The organism is Ruegeria sp. BI12, assembly GCF_056537985.1.
In genome coordinates this window covers 117,055-135,482 of sequence record NZ_JBQFSL010000001.1, presented here as the reverse complement: position 1 = coordinate 135,482, position 18,428 = coordinate 117,055, and the positions used below count along the sequence as shown (strand labels likewise).

19 protein-coding genes are annotated in these 18,428 nt (G+C 58.1%); 10 read left to right on the top strand and 9 right to left on the bottom strand.

Annotated features, from left to right (window positions below; genetic code table 11):
* Position 1 precedes the first annotated feature (1 nt).
* The 5 genes from pta to ACR0AK_RS00690 all read left to right on the top strand — a co-directional run bounded on the left by pta (position 2) and on the right by ACR0AK_RS00690 (position 6,706).
* Positions 2-1,015 carry a phosphate acetyltransferase gene (pta, locus tag ACR0AK_RS00710; protein WP_480792057.1) on the top strand — a complete coding sequence of 338 codons (1,014 nt, stop codon included), beginning with the start codon at positions 2-4 and terminating at the stop codon, positions 1,013-1,015.
* A 120-nt stretch (positions 1,016-1,135) separates the two neighbouring features.
* Complete coding sequence (locus ACR0AK_RS00705; protein WP_480792056.1) at positions 1,136-2,149, top strand: YeiH family protein; 1,014 nt, start codon at positions 1,136-1,138, stop codon at positions 2,147-2,149.
* 24 nt (positions 2,150-2,173) lie between these two features.
* On the top strand, positions 2,174-4,993 hold the full coding sequence (locus tag ACR0AK_RS00700; RefSeq protein WP_480792055.1) for a molybdopterin oxidoreductase family protein: 2,820 nt from the start codon (positions 2,174-2,176) through the stop codon (positions 4,991-4,993).
* 91 nt (positions 4,994-5,084) lie between these two features.
* On the top strand, positions 5,085-5,834 hold the full coding sequence (locus ACR0AK_RS00695) for a 4Fe-4S dicluster domain-containing protein (RefSeq protein WP_480792054.1): 750 nt from the start codon (positions 5,085-5,087) through the stop codon (positions 5,832-5,834).
* Positions 5,834-6,706, top strand: coding sequence for a dimethyl sulfoxide reductase anchor subunit family protein (locus ACR0AK_RS00690; RefSeq protein ID WP_480792053.1), 873 nt, complete (start codon positions 5,834-5,836; stop codon positions 6,704-6,706). Before ACR0AK_RS00695 ends, ACR0AK_RS00690 begins: the two co-directional genes overlap by 1 nt.
* 129 nt (positions 6,707-6,835) lie before the next feature.
* On the opposite strand, the gene dapA is transcribed toward ACR0AK_RS00690, so the two are convergent.
* Positions 6,836-7,708, bottom strand: a complete 873-nt coding sequence (gene dapA / locus ACR0AK_RS00685) for a 4-hydroxy-tetrahydrodipicolinate synthase (protein ID WP_480792052.1) — start codon at positions 7,706-7,708, stop codon at positions 6,836-6,838.
* Between the two features lie 133 nt (positions 7,709-7,841).
* Here dapA and ACR0AK_RS00680 point away from each other — a divergent pair, with 133 nt between their 5' ends.
* Positions 7,842-9,806 carry a lytic transglycosylase domain-containing protein gene (locus ACR0AK_RS00680; RefSeq protein WP_170563417.1) on the top strand — a complete coding sequence of 655 codons (1,965 nt, stop codon included), beginning with the start codon at positions 7,842-7,844 and terminating at the stop codon, positions 9,804-9,806.
* Here the strand turns inward: ACR0AK_RS00680 and ACR0AK_RS00675 are convergent.
* Positions 9,780-10,649 (bottom strand): EamA family transporter, encoded by an 870-nt coding sequence (locus ACR0AK_RS00675; RefSeq protein WP_368040308.1) that lies wholly within the window; start codon positions 10,647-10,649, stop codon positions 9,780-9,782. The two genes, ACR0AK_RS00680 and ACR0AK_RS00675, sit on opposite strands and share 27 nt — an antisense overlap.
* Positions 10,646-11,311 carry a tRNA (5-methylaminomethyl-2-thiouridine)(34)-methyltransferase MnmC2 gene (mnmC2, locus tag ACR0AK_RS00670; RefSeq protein WP_480792051.1) on the bottom strand — a complete coding sequence of 222 codons (666 nt, stop codon included), beginning with the start codon at positions 11,309-11,311 and terminating at the stop codon, positions 10,646-10,648. The genes ACR0AK_RS00675 and mnmC2 overlap by 4 nt, the downstream gene beginning before the upstream one ends.
* 49 nt (positions 11,312-11,360) lie before the next feature.
* On the opposite strand from mnmC2, the gene ACR0AK_RS00665 reads away from it, so the two are divergent.
* Positions 11,361-12,401, top strand: a complete 1,041-nt coding sequence (locus ACR0AK_RS00665) for an NAD(P)/FAD-dependent oxidoreductase (RefSeq protein ID WP_480792050.1) — start codon at positions 11,361-11,363, stop codon at positions 12,399-12,401.
* On the opposite strand, the gene ACR0AK_RS00660 is transcribed toward ACR0AK_RS00665, so the two are convergent.
* The 4 genes from ACR0AK_RS00660 to ACR0AK_RS00645 form a co-directional block, all read right to left on the bottom strand.
* Positions 12,393-13,193: an HTD2 family dehydratase gene (locus ACR0AK_RS00660; RefSeq protein WP_480792049.1), complete on the bottom strand. Its 801-nt coding sequence runs from the start codon at positions 13,191-13,193 to the stop codon at positions 12,393-12,395. The genes ACR0AK_RS00665 and ACR0AK_RS00660 overlap by 9 nt on opposite strands.
* 49 nt (positions 13,194-13,242) lie before the next feature.
* Entirely contained in the window at positions 13,243-13,785 is a 543-nt protein-coding gene (locus ACR0AK_RS00655; protein ID WP_170563427.1) for an NADPH-dependent FMN reductase, read from the bottom strand.
* A gap of 115 nt (positions 13,786-13,900) precedes the next feature.
* Positions 13,901-14,572, bottom strand: a complete 672-nt coding sequence (locus tag ACR0AK_RS00650; RefSeq protein ID WP_480792048.1) for a YiaD family glycine zipper/OmpA-like lipoprotein — start codon at positions 14,570-14,572, stop codon at positions 13,901-13,903.
* Positions 14,573-14,680: 108 nt separating this feature from the next.
* Complete coding sequence (locus tag ACR0AK_RS00645) at positions 14,681-15,370, bottom strand: helix-turn-helix transcriptional regulator (protein WP_480793622.1); 690 nt, start codon at positions 15,368-15,370, stop codon at positions 14,681-14,683.
* 103 nt (positions 15,371-15,473) lie between these two features.
* On the opposite strand from ACR0AK_RS00645, the gene ACR0AK_RS00640 reads away from it, so the two are divergent.
* Positions 15,474-15,659 (top strand): hypothetical protein, encoded by a 186-nt coding sequence (locus ACR0AK_RS00640; protein ID WP_170563436.1) that lies wholly within the window; start codon positions 15,474-15,476, stop codon positions 15,657-15,659.
* Between the two features lie 2 nt (positions 15,660-15,661).
* Here ACR0AK_RS00640 and ACR0AK_RS00635 read toward each other — a convergent pair whose 3' ends face one another.
* Positions 15,662-16,309, bottom strand: a complete 648-nt coding sequence (locus tag ACR0AK_RS00635; protein WP_480792047.1) for an RluA family pseudouridine synthase — start codon at positions 16,307-16,309, stop codon at positions 15,662-15,664.
* A 97-nt stretch (positions 16,310-16,406) separates the two neighbouring features.
* Here ACR0AK_RS00635 and ACR0AK_RS00630 point away from each other — a divergent pair, with 97 nt between their 5' ends.
* The gene (locus tag ACR0AK_RS00630; protein ID WP_170563443.1) at positions 16,407-16,817 is read left to right on the top strand and encodes a nuclear transport factor 2 family protein; all 411 of its coding nucleotides are present in this window, start codon (positions 16,407-16,409) and stop codon (positions 16,815-16,817) included.
* Between the two features lie 2 nt (positions 16,818-16,819).
* On the top strand, positions 16,820-17,530 hold the full coding sequence (locus ACR0AK_RS00625) for an SGNH/GDSL hydrolase family protein (protein WP_170563446.1): 711 nt from the start codon (positions 16,820-16,822) through the stop codon (positions 17,528-17,530).
* On the opposite strand, the gene rarD is transcribed toward ACR0AK_RS00625, so the two are convergent.
* The gene (gene rarD / locus ACR0AK_RS00620; RefSeq protein WP_170563449.1) at positions 17,521-18,426 is read right to left on the bottom strand and encodes an EamA family transporter RarD; all 906 of its coding nucleotides are present in this window, start codon (positions 18,424-18,426) and stop codon (positions 17,521-17,523) included. The genes ACR0AK_RS00625 and rarD overlap by 10 nt on opposite strands.
* Positions 18,427-18,428 lie beyond the last annotated feature (2 nt).

Here is an 18,428-nt window from a genome sequence, read left to right as displayed (position 1 = left end):
CGTGAAGCCACTGCGCACAATTCTCGGAGCTGCCAGCAGCTCCGACAAGATCATCGCCCTTGCTGAGGGCGATGATCCACGTGTTGTTGAAGGTGCTTTGAAAGCCCGCAAGGAAGGTGTCGCGCGCATCATTCTGGTCGGTGACAAAGCCAAAGTAACTGCCCTGCTGGCCGAACAGGCTGGTCAGGATGTCGACGGCATCGAAATTCACGATCCGTCCGACTCTCCCCATGCAGAAGCGTTTGCAGCTGAACTTTATGAGCGGCGCAAGCACAAAGGCATGACGCTTGAAAAGGCAGCCGAAGAAGTCAAACACCGCCTGAACTATGCGGCGATGCTGGTTCACACCGGTATTGCCGACGGAACCGTCGGCGGGGCTGTTGAAACCACATCGGCCACTGTGCGCGCCGCATTGCAGATCATCGGCAAAGCGCCCGACGCGGCCATGGTTTCCAGCTTCTTTCTGATGCTCTATTGCCGCGATCATCACACTGTCCGTGGTGCCCACATTTTTGCCGATTGCGGCCTCGTCGTTGACCCGAACGAACAGGAACTTGCCGAAATCGCTCGCGCGTCCGCCGCATCCTACAAGGCCCTGACCGCCGAGACGCCCCGCGTTGCGATGCTGTCCTTTTCAACGGGCGGCAGCGCCAATCACCCGAAAGTCACGAAAGTCAGCGAGGCCACACGGATCGCAAAAGCTGCCGATCCCGATCTACTGATCGACGGTGAATTGCAATTCGACGCCGCATTCGTCCCCGAGGTGGCCGCGAAGAAAGCAAAAGATTCACCCTTGCGGGGCGAAGCGAATGTCTTTGTGTTTCCTAACCTCGACGCGGGCAATCTTGGCTACAAGATCGCTCAGCGTATTGGTGGTGCCGAGGCAATAGGCCCGGTTCTGCAGGGGCTGGCGAAACCGGCCAACGACCTTTCTCGCGGATGTTCCGCCGAAGATGTTCTGCACATGATCGCGGTAACCGCAGTGCAGGCTGATCACAACCAAACCAAGTCATAGGGATAACAATCCAAGCAAAGCGCTGGTCCATAGTCCATCTTGCTTATGCCAGGCAACCGAACCGAAAATGACGCGAAAGACAAAAGAAAGAACGTCGGACAGATGCTGGCTAAACCAAAAATGCGCAACCCATTGGACGTCGTCTCGGCTGAGACGATCCGAACCCTTTTTCCGGGTATAGCGGTTTCGATCATCGTAGCTGTGACGGCTCAATTCCTGGCGGATCACTACGCGACGCCAGCTATGCTGTTGGCGTTGCTGCTGGGTATCGCAGTCGGGTTTCTGGCCGAAGAGGGCAAGGCTGTGGCAGGCATTGCTTTCACATCAAAGACCCTGCTCAGGGTTGGTGTCGCCCTGCTGGGTGTTCGTGTTTCTATGGTACTGATGATAGGCCTTGGACCCCAGCTGATTGCTCTTGTCATCGGCGGGCTGATCGCGACCATCCTGTTTGGTTTTCTTGTCGCGCCGCTGTTTGGTCACAAGTGGCGCTTCGCCCTTTTGACTGCTGGATCGGTTGCAATCTGCGGTGCATCGGCCGCCATGGCGATCAGCGCTATTCTTCCACGCGACGAACGATCCGAAGAAAGGCTTATCTTCACGGTTCTGGGCGTCACGGTTTTGTCGACCATCGCAATGATCTTGTACCCGATTATCGTCAACCGGCTTGGTCTTAACCCGCTTGAGGCTGGTGTGTTCCTTGGTGGAACCATTCACGATGTCGCTCAGGTCGTTGGGGCCGGGTTCTCAATCTCTGATGCCGCCGGTGAAACCGCAACTCTGGTCAAACTCATTCGGGTGGCGATGCTTGCTCCGATCGTACTGATTGCGTCCATCATGATTCGCAATTTCGCGGAGCTGCCGAAAGACGGGAAACGCCCACCGATCCTGCCCGGCTTCGTCATCGCGTTTCTCATTCTGGCCGGCCTCAACTCGGCAGGGTTCATTCCCGTGCAGGTTGGTGAATTTCTGGGTCAATTTTCGCGCTGGCTGTTGCTAACCGCGATCGCTGCGGTTGGTATGAAGACCAATCTCAGGCAAATTCTTTCGGTCGGCGGCGCTGCAATCGCTCTGATCGTGCTCGAAACTGTGTTCATCGCAGGACTAATCCTCGCAGGGATAAAAATATTGTCCTGACAAAAGCTCAACCAGGGAGGCCAGATGACATTCCAGCAACCCCAAATCGAAACATCGCCCGAGGTATCGGACGAGGTTCGTAAAACGACGTGCTACATGTGCGCCTGCCGCTGCGGGATCAATGTGCACATGAAAGACGGCAAGGTTGCCTATATCGAAGGCAACCGTGATCACCCGGTGAACAAAGGCGTTTTGTGCGCCAAGGGATCAGCGGGGATCATGCAGGTCAATGCTCCGTCACGCCTGCGAGCGCCGCTGAAACGCGTCGGTCCGCGTGGCTCGGGCCAGTTCGAAGAAATCAGTTGGGACGAGGCGTTGGACATCGCCGTTGGCTGGCTCAAGCCGGTCCGCGAGGACAACCCCGAGAGACTGGCGTTTTTCACTGGTCGGGACCAAAGCCAAAGCTTTACCAGCTTCTGGGCGCAAAACTTTGGCACTTGTAACTATGCGGCGCATGGTGGCTTCTGTTCCGTGAACATGGCGGCGGGCGGCATCTACACGATGGGCGGCGCCTTCTGGGAGTTCGGACAGCCGGATTGGGATCACACCAAGCTGTTCATGCTGTTCGGTGTGGCCGAAGACCACGACAGCAACCCGATCAAGATGGGCATCGGTAAGATCAAGGCACGTGGCGCACGGGTTATCGGCGTCAACCCCATCCGTTCCGGCTATAACGCCGTTGCTGATGACTGGGTCGGGATCACTCCCGGCACCGACGGCCTGTTCATCCTGTCAATGATCCACGTGCTGATGAAAGCTGGCAAGATCGATCTGGATTATCTCAGCCGCTATACCAACGCACCGGTTCTGATTGATGCCTCGGAGGGTCCGACCAAGGGTCTGTTCTTACGCGATGAAGACGGCAAGCCATTGGTTGTCGACCGTAACTCGGGCGAGTTGACGGCGTTCGACAAACCGGGCGTCCGCCCGGACCTGTCAGCGACCTACGAGAAAGACGGCGTCACACACCGCCCCGTTTTCCACCTGATGGCCGAGCGCTACCTCAGCGACGAGTACGCGCCCGAGGCCGTGGCCGAGCAGTGCGGCATCCCCGCCACCCGCATCCGTGCCATTGCGGGAGAACTGGCCCGTGTTGCTTTTGACGAGGCGTTCGAGCTGGATCGCGAATGGACTGATTTCCGTGGTGAGAAACACACCAAGATGATCGGCCGCCCTGTGGCGATGCACTCCATGCGCGGTGTTTCAGCCCACGCCAACGGTTTCCAGACCTGCCGCGCGCTGCACGTGCTGCAGATCATCCTCGGCACGGTCGAGGTTCCGGGCGGCTTCCGTTTTAAACCTCCCTATCCCAAGCCGGTCGAGGCGCACCCGAAACCGCACTGCAAGGTGACCCCGAACACGCCGCTGGACGGCCCGCATCTGGGTTTTGTTCAGGGGCCGGATGATCTGGCGCTGAAGGCAGACGGTAGCCCGGCGCGGATCGACAAGGCGTTCACCTGGGAAAACCCGATGTCCAGCCACGGGCTGATGCATATGGTGATCTCGAACGCCCATGCGGGCGATCCCTATAAGATCGACACGCTGTTCATGTACATGGCCAACATGTCCTGGAACTCGACCATGAACACCAAGGGTGTCATGGAGATGCTGACGGACAAGGATGAGAACGGCGACTATGTGATCCCGCGGATCATCTATTCCGATGCTTATTCGTCGGAAATGGTTGCCTATGCCGACCTGATCCTACCCGATACCACGTATCTTGAGCGTCACGACTGTATCTCGCTTCTCGATCGCCCGATCTGCGAAGCGGATGCGGCAGCCGACGCAATCCGCTGGCCGGTGATCGAACCGGATCGCGATGTTAAAGGCTTCCAGTCGGCGTTGATCGAACTGGCCAATCGCCTAGGTCTGCCGGGCTTCACCAACGAAGACGGCTCCGCCAAATGGGTGGATTACGCCGACTACATCGTCAATCACGAGCGTAAGCCCGGCATCGGCCCGCTGGCCGGTTTCCGCGGCAAGAATGGCGACAAGGAAGGCCGCGGCGAGGTCAACCCTGATCAGTTGAACCGTTATATCGAAAACGGTGGTTTTTACGTGGCACACATCCCGGAAGGGGCGGATTACTACAAGCCATGGAACACAGCCTATCAGGATTGGGCGGTCGGCATGGGCATCTATGACAGCCCGCAGCCATATCTATTCCAACTGTATTCCGAACCGATGCGTAAATTCCAACTCGCCGCCGAGGGCCATGGAGAGCGTCAGCCGCCCGAGCACCTGCGCGAGCGGATCAAGGAAACCCTGGACCCGATGCCCATCTGGTACGAAACCGACCAGACCGGGAACGAAGGTTTCACAGTCAATGCTCTGACACAGCGCCCCATGGCGATGTATCACAGCTGGGGTACTCAGAACGCGTGGCTGCGCCAACTGCATGGCCGTAACCCTCTATACGTTCCAACCAAGCTGATGCGGGAACATGGGCTGAGCGACGGTGATTGGGCCAAGGTGACTTCTCCGCATGGCGAGATCACGGTGCCAGTCATGGAAATGGCGGCGTTGAACGAAAATACCGTCTGGACGTGGAATGCGATCGGCAAACGCAAAGGTGCCTGGGCTTTGCAGGACGACGCGCCCGAAGCCACCAAAGGCTTCTTGCTCAACCATCTGATCCACGAGTTGTTGCCGCCTAAAGGTGACGGCCTGCGGTGGGCGAATTCCGATCCGATCACCGGTCAGGCCGCATGGTTCGACCTCAAAGTGAAGATCGAAAAAGCAGACGCACCTACGGATGCACAAAGCCAGCCGGAATTCCCACCGATCGAATCTCCGGTCGGAACTGGACCAAAAGACTTAGCATGGAAGGTGGGCAAATGATCCGATCCACACTTCATCTGGCTAAAAATATCTCGGGGTCCGGGGCAGCGCCCCAACCCGCCCTCACCACAAACGCGGAGGCAAGGTAATCATGACCCAGCTCCCCACATCCACTGATCGCAAGATGGGTCTGGTCATCGACCTGGACACTTGCGTTGGCTGTCACGCCTGCGTCATCTCGTGCAAAGGTTGGAACACCGAAAACTACGGCGCGCCACTCTCGGATCAGGACGCGTACGGGGCCAACCCGTCGGGCACCTTCCTGAACCGCGTGCACTCTTACGAGGTGCAACCGGCCGAAGGCCACGCCCAGCTGATCCACTTCCCCAAATCCTGCCTGCATTGCGAGGACGCACCATGCGTCACCGTCTGCCCTACCGGCGCAAGCTACAAGCGGGTCGAGGATGGCATCGTTTTGGTCAACGAAAGTGACTGCATCGGCTGTGGCCTCTGCGCGTGGTCCTGCCCCTATGGCGCGCGGGAACTGGATCAGGCCGAAGGGGTGATGAAGAAATGCACCCTTTGTGTAGACCGTATCTACAACGAGAACCTTCCCGAAGTAGACCGTGTTCCGTCCTGTGTTCGCACCTGCCCCGCCGGGGCACGTCACTTTGGCGACCTAGGCGACCCGGACAGCGATGTCAGCAAGCTGGTCGCAGAACGCGGGGGCATGGACCTGATGCCTGAAATGGGCACCAAACCCGTCAACAAATACCTGCCACCACGGCCCAAGGATAAGGTCGAAGACCAAATCGACATCCTGGCTCCGCTGCTGGCACCGGTCGCTGAAGAACCCAAAGGGTTCCTTGGCTGGCTGGACAAGACCTTGGAGAAGCTCTGATGCATCCAGCACCTTCTGTTATTATCTTCACCACCCTGTCGGGTCTTGGCTTTGGCCTGCTGTTCTTTCTGGGACTTGGGCTGCCGGATGTGTCCGGATGGGTGGCATTTGTCTTTTTTGCCATCGCATACGCCCTGGCCGTAGGTGGTCTGATGGCTTCCACCTTCCACCTCGGACACCCAGAACGGGCCTGGAAGGCGTTCACGCAATGGAAAACAAGCTGGCTCAGCCGTGAAGGCTGGTGTGCCGTCATCGCCCTGATCGTGATGGGGCTTTATGCGATTGGCGTTATCTTTCTGGGCCAACGCTGGAGCCTTCTTGGCTGGATTGGCGCCCTGTTTTCTCTGGCAACCGTGTTCACAACGTCGATGATCTACACGCAGCTCAAAACTATTCCCCGCTGGAACATGAACCTGACTCCGGCCATGTTTCTCAGCTTCAGCCTTGCGGGCGGTGCCCTCCTGGCCGGACAAGTCCGAGTAGCGCTGCCGCTGCTGCTGATCGCGGCGTTGGTGCAGATTCTGTATTGGAAAAAGGGCGATAAAGCGCTGGAGGAGTCCGGCACCAATCTGGGCACAGCCACCGGACTGGGCGACCGAGGTGCAGTACGTGCGTTTGAACCTCCTCATACTGGCACCAACTATCTGCTACGCGAATTCGTTCACGTCGTTGGCCGCAAGCATGCCGAAAAGCTGCGCATCATCTCGTTTGTGTTGGCGTTTGTCCTGCCGGTTGTCCTGCTGCTATTGCCGTTCGGCCACTTCATTGCGCTGTTGGCCGTGGTATCGCACCTTGCAGGCGTTGCCACATCGCGCTGGCTGTTCTTCGCACAAGCTGAACACGTGGTCGGACTGTATTACGGAAAACGATAGGGGGCTCTGCCCCTGTCGCGGCAAGCTGCGACTCCCCCTGGGATGTTTTGGGCCAGAGGAAGTCTGGATCAGATACAAAAAAGGCGGCTCTCGGGGTTCGAGGCCGCCTTTTGTTATTTTGAATTCGTCTTAGATCAGGCCTGCATGTTCCATCGCCGCGTCGATCGCGGATTTGGTACTGCTTTCCAACCCGGATAAGGGCGAGCGGACCTCTTCGCTGCATCGGCCCAATTTGCTGAGCGCGTATTTTGCACCCACGAGGCCGGGCTCGATAAAGATCGCTTCGTGCAGCGGCATCAGGCGGTCTTGATACTCCAACGCTTTGGCGTAGTCGCCGTTCAGCGTGGCCTGCTGGAATTCAGCACACAGTCTGGGCGCGACATTGGCCGTGACTGAGATGCAGCCAACACCACCGTGGGCGTTGAACCCTAGCGCAGTCGCGTCCTCGCCAGACAACTGACAGAAGTCCGGCCCGCAGGAGGCACGCTGCTGACTGACCCGTGCCAGATCGCCGGTCGCGTCCTTTACACCAACAATACGCGGCAATTTCGCCAGTTCGCCCATGGTCTCGGGCGTCATGTCGATGATCGATCGGCCGGGAATATTGTAGATGATGATCGGAATATCCGCGCAATCATGCAGCGCACGGAAATGCATCAGCAGACCCTTTTGTGTGGGCTTGTTGTAATAGGGCGTCACGACCAGAGCAGCATCGGCACCTACCTTCTGCGCGAATCGCACGAACCGAATGGCCTCAACGGTGTTGTTTGACCCTGCACCCGCAATAACAGGAACGCGACCAGCCGTGGTTTTGACAACCTCTTCGACAACGGTCTCGTGCTCTTCGTGGCTCAGCGTTGGGCTTTCTCCGGTGGTGCCGACGGGAACCAACCCGTTGGAACCTTCCTGAATCTGCCATTCCACCAAGTGTTTGAGCGTCTTCAGGTCCAACTCGCCGTTTTCGAACGGGGTGACGAGGGCTGGCATAGAGCCTTTGAACATGACACGCTCCTTAGGTGCAGTTTGTATTTTTTACGCCTCGGTTTGCCAGAATTCTGACGTTCTTGAGTTGAACCCGGCGACGCAAGCTTTATCCTGAATGGCTGTATCCTTGGTTGGTTGGGGAATGCAAGGGATGACACGCTTTCTGGCGTTTTTGACGGTCGTGATTCTGATTTCGGGCACACATGTTCGGGCCGATGCCGCGGGTGATCTGCGGGCCGGTATGAATGAAATGCGCAAGGGGGATTGGAACGAAGCCCTGCGTGTGTCAGGTGCGCGCGGTTCGGTTTCCAGGGACATCATAGTCTGGCACTGGCTACGCCAAGGGTTTGGCAGCTCGGGCGATGTTTTGGTGTTTTTGGATCGTCGTCCAGATTGGCCCGGTTTGGCCTGGCTAAGGCGCAAAAGTGAGCCCGCCTTCACCGGCGCAGATCCGGACCGTGTCCTTTCGTTCTATGCCGAACAACCACCGCAATCCGCAGAAGGTGCTTTAAACTATGCGGTTGCATTGAAGGCAAAAGGGCGGCCGGGCGACGCCGAGGCCGATATCGTCACCGCGTGGCGGACGATGCCGATGGGCGCGGGTCTGCAAAAGGACTATCTCGAAAACTTTGGCAAATTGCTGAAACCCCATCACGCTGCGCGTCTGGATCGGATGCTGTGGGACAATCACCTTGTCAGCGCCGGTCAGATGCTTCCTTTGGTCAGCACCGATCAACGAAAACTGGCAGAGGCGCGGATCAGCCTTCAGAAACGGCAACCCGGCGTAGACACCAAAGTGGCGGCAGTCCCGAAATCGCTGCTCGACTCTCCGGGGCTGGCCTTCGACAGGTTCGTCTGGCGCGATAAGAAAGAACTGGACGACAGCGCGATTGATCTCATGCTGGCACGCTCAACCGGTCCTGATGCGTTGGGTGAACCTGACAAATGGGCAGAAGGCCGTCGCCGGTTAGCCCGGCTTGAGATGCGGAATGGGGACCAGAACCGCGCCTACCAGATTGCCGCCAATCATCATATGACGCCTGAAATGGGCTATGGATATGCGGATTTGGAGTGGCTATCCGGATTTCTAGCCCTGCGAAAGCTGAACGACCCGGCCACAGCGGTCCGGCATTTCCAAAATTTCTCGGAAGCGGTGAAATCGCCGATCTCGAAGGGGCGCGGTGGGTATTGGCTGGGCCGCGCCTATGCGGCGCAAGGGGATGCCGAAAAGGCCTATGAAGCCTATGCGATGGGTGCGGATTACCAGACCTCGTTCTACGGATTACTGGCGGCAGAGCAAATCGGGCGTCCTTTCGATAGTGAACTGTCCAACCCCCGCCGCGCGCCACACTGGAAACAGGCTGAGTTTTCTGATTCCAGCGTATTGGAAGCAGGACTTTTGTTGTTAAAGGCAGATGAAGACAACCTGGCCGAGCGTTTCCTGACCCATTTGGTTGAAGGGCTGGACCCGGTTCAGGCAAATCAGTTGGGCGATCTGGTAATCGAGTTGAAGCAGCCTCATCTGGCCGTGATGATCGCCAAACGTGCGGCAACGGTCGGCTTGGTTCTACCGGCCGCATATTACCCTGTACACCCGGTCGCCGACATGGGGTTGCCCATGGCCAAGGAAATGACGCTTGCCATTGCCCGGCGGGAGAGCGAGTTCGATCCGGTTGTGATCAGCGGTGCCGGCGCGCGCGGGCTGATGCAGGTTATGCCTGCTACTGCCAAGCTGGTGGCAAAAGAACTGGGAATCCTAAGTGGTCATAAGACGATCAAGTTGACCTCGGATTGGCAATACAACGCGAAGCTGGGTGCGAACTACCTGTCCAGTCTGGCTGCAGATTTTAACGGAAACATCGTGATGATGGCCGCAGGATATAACGCGGGTCCACGTCGGCCGATTTCGTGGATGGATCGCTATGGCGATCCGCGCGCAGGCGAAATCGATGTCGTCGACTGGATTGAGACGATCCCGTTCAGCGAGACCCGCAACTACGTTATGCGGGTGGCAGAAAGCCTGCCCGTCTATCGCGCCCGGCTTGGCCAACCTGCCCTGCCAATTCCGTTTTCGCAGGAACTGGTCGGATCAACTCTGGCGTCTTTCGCGCCATAGGGTGAACAACCCGGCGGCGACAACCAGCGCTGCGCCTATGACCACTTCGGGGCGCAGCGTTTCGCCAAAGATCGAGATCCCCAGAATCGCGCTCCAGACGAGATGGAAATATGCGAAGGGTTGCACTGCGCTAGCCTCTGCCATTTCATAGCACTTGATCAGCAACCAGTGCCCCAGAACGCCGCTCACGCATAACAACGCCATCCAGACCCAATCCGTTTGGACCATAGGCTCCCAGAACCACATCCCGACCAGGGTCATGACAACGGCACCGCTGACACCTGTCCAGAAAAAGCTGGTGGCTGAACTGTCACGGCGCGAAACATACCGGGTCAGCAGACCATAGATCGCAAACATCAGGGCAGAAATCAGTGGAACAACAGCCCAAGGATTAAACACCCCCACACCGGGCTGCAGAATGATAAGAACGCCGATGCACCCAACGCCGATCGCGGCCCAGCGCCTCCAGCCAACCTGTTCGCCCAGAACCGGCCCACTGAGTGCGGCGACCAGCAACGGATAGCAGATAAACACTGCCATCGCATCGATCAGACCCAGAACCGTGAAGCTGAACACCGCAACGCAAATTTCGGCCGCCAGCAGCACGCCTCGAAATACCTGCAGCTTTAGCTGACTTGTTTGCGTGGTGGCCTTCAATCCGCCGGGCGCGCGTGCGGCCAAAGCGATGACAAAGGCGGCAAAGAACCAATACCGGATCATCACGACCATGTAGGTGTTATAGGTTCCTGCCAGATGGCGCGAGATACCGTCCTGCAGTGCAAAGACGATGGTCGCCCCGATCATCAACGCAATCCCGGCGCGCGTATTGTTTTGCTGCGTCACGATTTGATCGCCCGTGTCATGTGGCGTTTGCGGCCATAGCCTTGCGAGCGGGTGACGGTGAACCCAGCATCCACAAGCCCCCGCCGCACGAATCCGGCGGCGGTGTATGTCGCCGCCGTACCACCGGCGACCGTGTGGTCGGCTACCTGTTGCATTAGATCTGCATTCCATAGTTCCGGATTCTTGGCCGGAGAGAACCCATCTAAAAACCACGCATCAGCAGCACCGTCCCATGCTTGCAGGGTTTGACGCGCATCGCCTTCAACAACCTCAAGCCGCAAGGTACCCAGATCGCACGTGCCACCCTGCCACTGCGCTAGAAAACGTTCGGACCAAGGCGCAACAGAAGGGAAGGCAGTATGAGCGCGGGACATGTCGGCAGGCTCCATCGGGTAGGCTTCGAAACTGGTAAAAGTCAGAGGCGTGGTTTGGCCTGATCGTTCCCATTCGGACCAGACGGTCAGCATGTTCAGCCCGGTCCCAAAGCCAAGTTCGGCGATGTGAAATCCTGGCGCGAAGCGCGCGGGCAGGTCATTGCCAGCCAGAAACACGTGACGCGTCTCTTCCAGCCCGTTCTGCAACGAATAATACGGGTCGTCGAAACGATCCGAGACGGGGATCTGATCCTCAGTCCATGTCAGTTCGGCGCGCTGGTCTGCCATCGGGGAATCCTGTAGCTAAGCGGCGCGACACTGAACAAGGTAAAGGGGAATGGCAATGGTCGATGTGACGGTGCGCGGTGCAGGAATTTTCGGCCTGTCTATCGCCTGGACCTGCGCGCGACGTGGCGCAAAGGTGCAGATCGTCGACCCTTTTGGTCCCGGAGCCGGATCCAGCGGCGGTCTGGTTGGCGCACTGGCACCGCATGTGCCTGAAAACTGGAATGCCAAGAAGGCGTTTCAGTTCGACAGCCTGATCATGACCGAACCATTCTGGAAACAGGTCGAGGCCACAGGCGGCGTCTCACCCGGATATGCGCGGTTGGGACGGTTGCAACCTATCATCGACACCCGAACGCTGGAACTTGCGCATGCGCGCGCCATCACAGCAGCGGAACTGTGGCAAGCCCGCGCCGAATGGAACGTTGTTGAAACAGCCGCAATCGGTTCATGGTGCCCACCCAGCCCTACGGGCTTTGTCATCCATGATACCCTCAGCGCACGCATGCATCCCCGCCGGGCCTGTGCTGCATTGGTTGCCGCACTGGCGGTGATGGGGGTCGAGGTCGTGGCAGACGCACCGGACCGCGGGCAGGTTGTCCATACCACCGGCCTTGCCGGTCTGCAGGAACTGACTGAGGCTTTTGGCAGAACCGTTGGCAACGGCGTCAAGGGTCAAGCTGCATTGCTGCGGTTTGATGCAGGAAAGGTTCCGCAACTGTTTGCGGACGCGATCCACTTCGTGCCGCATGCGGATGGGACGTTAGCGATCGGTTCTACGTCCGAGCGTGAATATAACGACCCGACCAGCACGGATGCAGCCCTGGACGACGTTTTGGACCGGGCGATGCGAGCTGTTCCTGTCCTGCATGGCGCCGAAGTCATAGAACGTTGGGCGGGCGTTCGGCCCCGCAGCAAAAGCCGCGCTCCGATGCTGGGCGCGCACCCTCTGCACAAAGGGCAGTTCATCGCCAATGGTGGCTTCAAAATCGGTTTTGGCATGGCACCGAAAGTGGCCGAGGTCATGGCGAATCTTATTCTTGAAAATCAGGATACAATCCCGAGCGATTTTCGGCCCGAGGCCTCACTCTGATCGCGGAACAGCTTCGGCGGACATGCATTGCCGCCCATCTGGCCCGCGCACCCACATCGCATGGCCGTTCCGGCACAGTGTTGCCGTCTCAAAATGCATCACCGGCGACGAAGCGCGAAACGAAAACTCGGCCAAAGAACCCATTAGTTCTTCGGCAAATAGCATCAAGAGTTGTGCCAGTAATGGGCCGTGAACAACTAAACCGTCATACCCCTCGACATCACGTGCGTAATCCAGATCATAGTGGATACGATGCCCATTGAAGGTCAGCGCTGAGTATCGAAAAAGCAATGTGCTGTTGAATTTAATCTCGCGACGGTCGGTTTCATCGGTACGTGCCACAAGCGGTTTGGCTTGGATATCCGTGTCCGATGGATCCTGCCGATAAACCAGATCCTGCCATTCGCTCAGACACAATTGACCGTCCTGAGAAATGTCGTGCCGCAAGGTGACGAACCCCAACGGACCGGTCCGGCCAGCTTTTGTCGTCGCGCTTTGGCACACAGACTGGCGCATGGCTTTTGAACCCGCGACCAACGGCATGTGAAATTGTAGACGGCCGCCAGCCCACATTCTGCGCGGAAGGCCCATATCTGGGATCAGACCGTCACCAACCTTTGGGTGCCCGTCTCGTCCTAAGGCAGCAGGCGGTCGCGGCGACCAGAAATACAGTTGGTGAAAGAATGGCGGCAGGTGATCGCCCGCTTCGAATTTCTTATTGGAGCCAAGCGCTACCAATAGCGCAGAGGCACGGGCCGGGTCCATCACATCGGTCTGTATTTCGTCAGTCATGGCGGCAGACTATGCAGACGGACCAGACCCGGCAAGCAGCCTCTCGACCTTAGAACCCAGCCTCAGCACGCAGTTTCTGCATGAGTGTCCGCAGAGAGCTCTCGTAACGGTCGCTCAGCAATTTGCCGTGCTCGTCAAACTCGTTCGAACTGCTGGCGAGATGAATCTCTGGCCCCTGCAGGATGCGCGGTTGGAAGGGAACCATATAGCCGCGCAGAACCATCTGCGCCCGCTCGCCACCCGCACGCCCTGCGGCGGCGGACATCACGGCAACCGGTTTGTCGGCCCATGGGCGACCGTCGGTTCGACTGACCCAGTCCAAAGCGTTTTTCAGAACTCCCGACGGGCCTTTGTTGTATTCCGGGGTCGAAATGATCACTGCATCAGCCTGCGCGATCTGATCGGACAAGGTTTGCACTGCGGCAGGAATGCCCTCGCCATCCTCAAGATCACCATCATAAAGCGGCAGGTTCAGATCGGCTTCGATATGTGTTCCCGGCTCGAACAGCCGGGCCGCTTCGCGCAGCAATTTGCGGTTAGTCGCGCTTTGGCGCAATGAGCCGGACAGGCTCAGAAGGATCGGGTCAGACATTGGGAAACTCCGGTTCAGGTGTTTCCCAATAGCTAGCGTAACTTTCGCGCGCACCAAAGACCGGATGACGCGCAGTCAATGTGCGGAAAATGGGCACCCGAAAGTGCCCATGTCGTTAAGTGTTTCCGTTAGGGATGATCTCGATATCAACCCGGCGGTTCTGCGCCTTCCCTTCGGGCGTCAGGTTCGACGCAATGGGGCGGTTTTCGCCCTGACCGATAGTTGAGATACGTGCACCGCTTACGCCGTTTGCCTGAAGAATATCCGCGACAGACCGCGCACGGCGTTCGGACAGGCCCTGATTATACGCAGCATCGCCGTCACTGTCGGTATTGCCGATGATCTGCACGTTCGAGTTGGGGTAGTTCACCAAATTCTGCCCCACCCGGACCAGATCGGCCCTTAATGCCGGACGCACGGTCGAGCTGTCAGTGTCGAAGGTGATATCATTCGGTACGGTCACAATAAGCCGGTCGCCCGCGTTGGTAACGATGATACCTTGGTTGGCAAGTTGCTGACGCAGTTCCGCTGCTTGTTTATCCAGTTGGTTGCCTATCAGGCCGCCTCCTGCTGCACCGATTGCTCCGCCGGCCACGGCCCCCAAAAGTGGATCAGATCCATTGGCAATAGCGCCGACACCTGCACCAATCAGACCGCCAAGGATCGCGCCCTGCTTCGTGTTTTGGTTCGGGTCTGAGGGCAAGTTCAGCGTACCGGGGTCTGTACAGGCGCCCAAAAACAGGGCCGAAAACAGCCCAGCGGCAAGAACACTCTTGGAAATCGTCATGAATTCACCTTCTGCTCTGGGGTCCGTTCACCGGACCCGCTTTGTTTGCCGCAGTATATCGCGTCACCTCAACATAGGCTCAAGCAACAATCGGGTGAAGTCGGCAAATTACCGCCGTTCGGCAGGATCCCATTGGTTTTGATCCTGCCAGATCGCCCGCAGGGGCTCTCCTTGTCCGCAGAAATGATCGTCTGTCAGCTCGCAGGCCCAAATGCGATCCGTGCGAAAATGGCGAAACCCATTCCTCATCTCGCACCACGCTGCAAGCATCGTGCATTCGATGTGATAGATCAGGGCAACAGGCCTGACGATCCGTTCCGTCCGTTCGCCTTCAGCACTCACATAGGTGATGCGAATTTTGCGTTCTGCGCGAATGGCCTCGCGATAGTTCACGACGGGCACGCACCCTTTAGCAGGATCATCCATCGGTGCGCCCCATGGGGCGACCTGCAGCCAATCCGCAGGCGCGCGCAAAGCGTCGATCTTGCGACATACCCGGTCCGCCGCCTGTTGTAGGGTACTGTCCCCCGTGCGCGCCAGCATCGACAGACCAACCCACAGTGCCTCGACCTCTTCCGAATCGAAGTTCAAAGGAGGCAGGTCGTACCCGCGCCGCATCAGATACCCCACGCCAGCCTCACCCTCGATCGGGGTGCGTTGTGCCTGCAACGCTGCAATGTCGCGATAGACGGTACGCGCTGACACTTCCAGTTTCACTGCAAGCGCCTCCGCCGTCACAGGCATTTCGGCCGAACGCAGGATCTGGATGATTTCAAAAAGGCGGGTCGAGCGGCGCATAAGGTTCTCCGGGCGGTCTGCTGACATCCTAGCACACCCCACTGACAGGGTGGTGTCAGGAGTGATCTGCGATCTTTGGGAAACGAACCAAAGGAGGTCGACCATGCCATACCTCGACAATCACGTGATGATGACATTGAAACTGGACCGCTGGGCACAGGATCACACCTTGCGCGCCTTCGAGATTGAACGCGAAATCATGGCCGCCCGTCAGCCTTGCGCACCCCGCAAACGGACCAGACGGTTTTCACTGGGCAACCTCAAGATTCTGTGGACGAGCACGGCCTGAGGTCAAAAATCAGCCGGGGCGCGGAATTTCATCGAAACTCCGCCCTCGGGGTTTTTCAGGCGCAATTCCTCAGAGTGCAGCATCAGACGCGGGAAATCGCGCGCAGGTCCGTCGGCGTAGAACGGATCGCCCAGAATGGGATGACCCAATGCTTGCATATGAACGCGCAACTGATGCGATCTGCCCGTTTTAGGAAACAACCGGACGCGCGTCGTCTCGCCCTCGTACTTTACAAATCGCCAGTCAGTGACAGCAGGCTTGCCAGTCTCATGACAGACCATCTGAAGCGGTCGGTTTGGCCAATCTACAATCAACGGTAGATCAACGGTTCCGGTCTTTTGCTCGATCCGACCCCAAACGCGCGCAACATAAGTTTTTCGGGTCTGGCGTTTCTCGAATTGCATGCTCAGATGGCGCTGTGCGTGCGGCGACTGGGCAAACACCATGACACCTGACGTATCCCGATCCAGCCGGTGCACTAACAAAGCCTGCGGAAAAGCCGCCTGTACACGGGTCAGCAGGCAATCGGCCAGATGCGCACCACGTCCCGGTACTGACAACAGACCCGAGGGCTTATTGACGACGATAAGCTGCGCATCTTCATGCAGCACATCCAAAGGCGTTTTCGGGGGATTATAGGTTTCGCTCATGCGCGCCTGCCTAACGCACGGATTTGGTTCCCGCAACGTCGGGCTTGCCTGAACGAAACGGTTCAGCAAATCTCGGACCCAAAGCGGAGGAGAACCCATGCACCCCACAATCGCGCGCATGCAAGACGTTGTCGCCAAGGGCGATGAAAGCCTGATCCACGAATTGCTGGCCGAAGACGTACAGTTTTCGCCGCCCACCTACTACAGCACCTGGACCGGGCGCGAGCCGGTGGCGGCCGTTCTGGGCCATGTGGGACAGGTGTTTTCCGATTTTCGCTATCGCCGGATCATGGGTGAAGGCAAAGACTGGGCGCTGGAGTTTCAGTGCAAGGTCGGAGATTTAGATGCGGTTGGCGTCGACCTGATCACTCTGAATGACGACGGTCTGATCCAGAACTTCGAAGTTGTCATGCGGCCCTACAAAACCATTGGTGCCCTACGCGAGGCCATGATGGCCCGTGTGATGACAGACCCCAGATTCCTCGAATACAAAAACGCGCTCAGTTGAACATGCCCAGCCGGATTGCCGCGGATCAGATCTTGCGCGTGCCGCTGCTGCCGGTTCTGGCAGCCCAGGCGGTTTCCGTGCGCCGAAACGCGCAACAACTTCCAGAACCCTCGGGCCCTCGACAAGGGCGCGAAGGGCGCGGCCCCCGGTTGCGGTTGCTAATCGCAGGCGATAGCTCGGCAGCCGGCGTTGGTGCTGGCCGACAACAACAGGCGCTTTCGGGATTTTTGGTTCAACAATTGGCACGCCACTACAGCGTGGAATGGCAACTTGAAGCAACGACAGGCCATACAACACAGGATACGCTGGACCGACTGAACCGACTTGAAGGCCGTTTTGATGCTGCCGTGACAGCCTTGGGTGTAAACGACGTCACGCGTGGTGTTTCCCGGCAAAGGTTCACAGCTTTACAGATCCAACTGCTGAACCATCTGACGGACAATCTGGGTGTGCGCCGCATCGTCTTGACTGCGGTACCGCAAATGAACCGATTTCCGGCATTGCCTCAGCCACTCGCGTGGGTGCTGGGCCGTCAGGCTGCCCGGCTGGATCAGGGATTACAAACCGCCGCGTCGGCATTCGCGCAAGCCCGCCACCTGCCGTTGGAGTTTCCGGATGACCCGGCGCTTGCTGCTCCGGACGGATATCACCCAAGCCCGAAAGCCTATCGCTTGTGGGCGGAGGCCGCCGCCGACCTGCTGCGTCAGCTCTGAGCCCGCATCTGACGGATCATCGGGATCGTGTAAACCACCAGCGCCGCCCAGATCAGCGGAAAGGCGATCATGCGCCCCCGGTCGATCTGTTCGCCAAACACGGTGATAGCGGTGATGAAGATCATCGTCGGAGCGATATATTGCAGGATCCCCATTGTGGACAGCCGAACCAGTTTCGCCCCGTTGGCATAGACCAGCAAAGGAACAGCCGTGACGATACCAGCGCAAGCAAGCAGCATGGTGTCCCCGGCGGCAGCGCCGAAGTGACCAGTTCCTTTTGCCCCCAACCAGGTGATGTAAACCAAGGCGGGGATCAACAGGATCAGAACCTCAAGCAGAAATCCCTGATTGGGACCTATGGGCAACGAGCGTTTGAAGAACGCGTAAAACCCCCAACTAACGGTCAGGGCAAGCGCAGCCCATGGAAGCCGTCCGGCTTCGACAACCAACACCAAAACGCCCAATGCGGCCAAACCAACCGCCACCATCTGCGTGCGGTTCAAAGGCTCGCGCAGCAGGACCGCACCCAGCGCAATGCTGAACAATGGATTGATATAGTAACCCAGCGCTGCGTCCAGCGCATTGCCGCTGGCTATGGCCCACACGTAAATGGCCCAGTTCACCGAGATCAAAGCCGCAGTCAGGCAGGCCATACCCAGCATTTTCGGATTCTGTAGCGCAGCCTTCAGATCCTTGGTCCGCCCAAGCGCCACCAGCAACAGCCCGGCCACAGGAACCGACCAAACAATCCGGTGGGCCACGATTTCAACTGGTCCGATATGCGCCAGAGCTTTCATGTAAAGCGGCAAGAAACCCCAAAGTGTGTAAGCGGTAACTGCAAGGGCAAGACCCTTTGGCGTGTCCTCATTCTGGGGTGACGTCGCGGCTTTCGCCATCA

Coding starts and splice junctions, on each gene's coding strand:
- ACR0AK_RS00705 (WP_480792056.1), top strand. CDS start 1,136: ATGCGCAACCCATTGGACGTCGTCTCGGCTGAGACGATCCGAACCCTT.
- ACR0AK_RS00700 (WP_480792055.1), top strand. CDS start 2,174: ATGACATTCCAGCAACCCCAAATCGAAACATCGCCCGAGGTATCGGAC.
- ACR0AK_RS00695 (WP_480792054.1), top strand. CDS start 5,085: ATGACCCAGCTCCCCACATCCACTGATCGCAAGATGGGTCTGGTCATC.
- ACR0AK_RS00690 (WP_480792053.1), top strand. CDS start 5,834: ATGCATCCAGCACCTTCTGTTATTATCTTCACCACCCTGTCGGGTCTT.
- dapA (WP_480792052.1), bottom strand. CDS start 7,708: ATGTTCAAAGGCTCTATGCCAGCCCTCGTCACCCCGTTCGAAAACGGC.
- ACR0AK_RS00680 (WP_170563417.1), top strand. CDS start 7,842: ATGACACGCTTTCTGGCGTTTTTGACGGTCGTGATTCTGATTTCGGGC.
- mnmC2 (WP_480792051.1), bottom strand. CDS start 11,311: ATGGCAGACCAGCGCGCCGAACTGACATGGACTGAGGATCAGATCCCC.
- ACR0AK_RS00665 (WP_480792050.1), top strand. CDS start 11,361: ATGGCAATGGTCGATGTGACGGTGCGCGGTGCAGGAATTTTCGGCCTG.
- ACR0AK_RS00660 (WP_480792049.1), bottom strand. CDS start 13,193: ATGACTGACGAAATACAGACCGATGTGATGGACCCGGCCCGTGCCTCT.
- ACR0AK_RS00655 (WP_170563427.1), bottom strand. CDS start 13,785: ATGTCTGACCCGATCCTTCTGAGCCTGTCCGGCTCATTGCGCCAAAGC.
- ACR0AK_RS00650 (WP_480792048.1), bottom strand. CDS start 14,572: ATGACGATTTCCAAGAGTGTTCTTGCCGCTGGGCTGTTTTCGGCCCTG.
- ACR0AK_RS00645 (WP_480793622.1), bottom strand. CDS start 15,370: ATGCGCCGCTCGACCCGCCTTTTTGAAATCATCCAGATCCTGCGTTCG.
- ACR0AK_RS00640 (WP_170563436.1), top strand. CDS start 15,474: ATGCCATACCTCGACAATCACGTGATGATGACATTGAAACTGGACCGC.
- ACR0AK_RS00635 (WP_480792047.1), bottom strand. CDS start 16,309: ATGAGCGAAACCTATAATCCCCCGAAAACGCCTTTGGATGTGCTGCAT.
- ACR0AK_RS00630 (WP_170563443.1), top strand. CDS start 16,407: ATGCACCCCACAATCGCGCGCATGCAAGACGTTGTCGCCAAGGGCGAT.
- ACR0AK_RS00625 (WP_170563446.1), top strand. CDS start 16,820: ATGCCCAGCCGGATTGCCGCGGATCAGATCTTGCGCGTGCCGCTGCTG.
- rarD (WP_170563449.1), bottom strand. CDS start 18,426: ATGGCGAAAGCCGCGACGTCACCCCAGAATGAGGACACGCCAAAGGGT.